General features: G+C 71.2%; 2 protein-coding genes. One reads left to right on the top strand and one right to left on the bottom strand.

Annotation, left to right across the window (positions count from 1 at the left end):
• On the top strand, positions 1–1351 hold a 1351-nt coding region (locus tag CCN56_RS40810; protein ID WP_086832563.1), incomplete at its 5' end, for a hypothetical protein.
• A gap of 13 nt (positions 1352–1364) precedes the next feature.
• Here CCN56_RS40810 and CCN56_RS40805 read toward each other — a convergent pair.
• On the bottom strand, positions 1365–1994 hold the full coding sequence (locus CCN56_RS40805) for a class I SAM-dependent methyltransferase (protein WP_086832562.1): 630 nt from the start codon (positions 1992–1994) through the stop codon (positions 1365–1367).
• Between the last annotated feature and the right edge of the window lie 327 nt (positions 1995–2321).

Raw genomic sequence — 2321 nt, 5'->3', positions numbered from 1 at the left:
CGCCGACGTCGACGGCGTGCCCTTCGGCCTCCTCGTCGGCTACGGCGTCTTCCTGCTCGCCGTCGCCGCCGACGGCGCCCGCCGCGGACTGCGCGCCACCCTCCGGATCGGCGCCTCCTTCCGGCGCCTCGCGCTGCCGCTCGCCCTCGTCCTGCTCGCCGTGCCCGCCGGGGGCTCCCTCGCGTACGGCGCGGCCCGCGACGAGGCGAAGGAGCAGGCGATGCTGGAACTGCTCGCGGCGGCGGACGCGCTGGTGAAGTCCGCCGACGGCCTCACCTTCGACAAGGCCGAGCCGACCTTCCGCAAGGCGCTCAGCGCCTATGAGGACCTCGGCACGAAGCACGCCGGCTCACGGGCCGGGAAGCTCGTCCCCGACCGCCTCGACGCGTACTACAAGACGGTCTCCGCCCCGTACGAGCACAAGCAGTACTGCGCGGCCATAGCGCCGCTCAAGCACCTGCGGGAGCTCCCCGCCACCGTGGACAAGGACCTCCTCGGCTCCCGGCCCGCCAAGACCGACGAGCCGCTCGCCGAGTCGCTCTACGAATGCGGTACGGCGGCGCTCGGCGTGCAGACGGCGAACCCGCCGGCGAGCGAGAGCCTCAACGAGCTCCTCGACACCTTCCCGCAGTCCGCCCAGGCGGCCAAGGTCGAACCGGCCGTCCGCGCGGCGATCAAGACCCGGACGACCGCCCTCACCGGCTCCGAGCCCTGCGACGCCACCGCCCAGCTGCGCGCCCTGCGTTCCTCCCTCGACAACATGCCGGACCCGTCCCTCGAGGGCGCGGCGAAGGAGACGGCCGCCGCGGTCCAGAAGGGCGACTTCGCCTGCGGGACGGACCAGTTCAAGGACAAGGAGTTCAGCAGCGCGGCCACGACCATGACCGACTACGCCAAGACGTACCCGAACAGTCCGCAGGCCGCCCACGCCCGCTCGATCGCCATCGCCGCCGAGATCGCCGAGGAGGAGCCCGCGGCCGGCAAGAGCCTGCCCCCGGCCGACGTCCCCGGCGGCGAGCGGATGATCATGGTGGTCAGCAACGACGGCCCCGGCGAGGTCGAGCTGCTCTACACGGGCCCGATGACCGGCCGGGTCACCCTCAAGGCATGCGGGACCTGCAAGAAGTACCAGACCCCGCTGCTCGTCAACTCGCCCAAGATCAAGGCCTGTTCGGGGCCGTCCTCGAAGTACCCGAAGGCGACCCTCCTGCTCCCCGCCGGCGACTACCAGTTCCTCCAGAAGCGGGCGGCCACCGGCACCTCCACGACGGGCGACACCAAGTCGAGCAAGACGAAGATCGAACCGGGCTACAGCTACACCAACTGCCTGTACGTGACGTCGCTGTTCTGAACCGTCATGCGCGTCAGCGGCGACGCAGCACCCGCAGCGAGTCGGTGACCGAGACCTCCTCGAAGTCACCCGACTCGAGCGCGCGGAGGTAGATCCGGTACGGAGCCTGGCCGCCGTCCTCCGGGTTCGGGAAGACGTCGTGGATGACGAGCAGGCCCCCGGGGGCGACCTTGGGGGCCCAGCCCTCGTAGTCGTTCGTGGCGTGCTCGTCGGTGTGCCCGCCGTCGATGAACACGAACCCGAGCTGCCCGCCCCAGGTCCTGGCGACCAGCGGCGAACGGCCGACGACGGCGATCACGTGGTCTTCGAGCCCCGCCTTGTGGAGCGTCCGGCGGAAGGTCGGCAGGGTGTCCATGAGCCCCACCTCGGGGTCCACCACGCTCTCGTCGTGGTACTCCCAGCCCGGCTGCTGCTCCTCGCTGCCCCGGTGGTGGTCCACGGTCACCGCGACCGTCCCCGCCTGCCGGGCCACGTCCGCGAGCAGGATCGTCGACCGCCCGCAGTACGTCCCGACCTCAAGCAGTGGCAGCCCCAGCTTCGCGGCCTCGACGGCCGCCCCGTACAGCGCGAGCCCCTCCCCGACGGGCATGAACCCCTTCGCGGCCTCGAAGGCGGCAAGGATCTCGGGCGAGGGCTCGGACATGGTCACTCCTACTGGCGGGTACGCGTCTATGGCCGCCCATGGTGCCCTATGCGTCGCACTCGAACCACACCGTCTTCCCCCGCCCCTCTCCAGGGATCGCTCCGTTACGCTCACCTCCGAGCGGCCGCGTCATGGAGGAACACCATGGAGACCAACCAGAGTCCGGCGGGAGCGCGCCGGCGTGAGTCCTCGTACGACGGCTACGACGGCGACTGACCGTGGCGACCCTCATAGGGATGGTGATCATCGCCCTCGTCCTGCCGACGTGGGCGGGGATCACGTACGTGGGGCTGGTCCGGGCCCGGCGGGAGAACGCCGTACCGCCCC

Source organism: Streptomyces sp. NRRL B-24572 (assembly GCF_002156145.1).
In the GTDB taxonomy this organism is placed as follows: domain Bacteria; phylum Actinomycetota; class Actinomycetes; order Streptomycetales; family Streptomycetaceae; genus Streptomyces; species Streptomyces vietnamensis.
Note: the sequence above shows the minus strand (reverse complement) of the source record. Positions and strands in the feature narration are given on the sequence as shown.

What these genes read in the sequence shown, in the direction of transcription:
- CCN56_RS40805 (WP_086832562.1), bottom strand. Translation starts at nt 1,994, where the DNA reads ATGTCCGAGCCCTCGCCCGAGATCCTTGCCGCCTTCGAGGCCGCGAAG.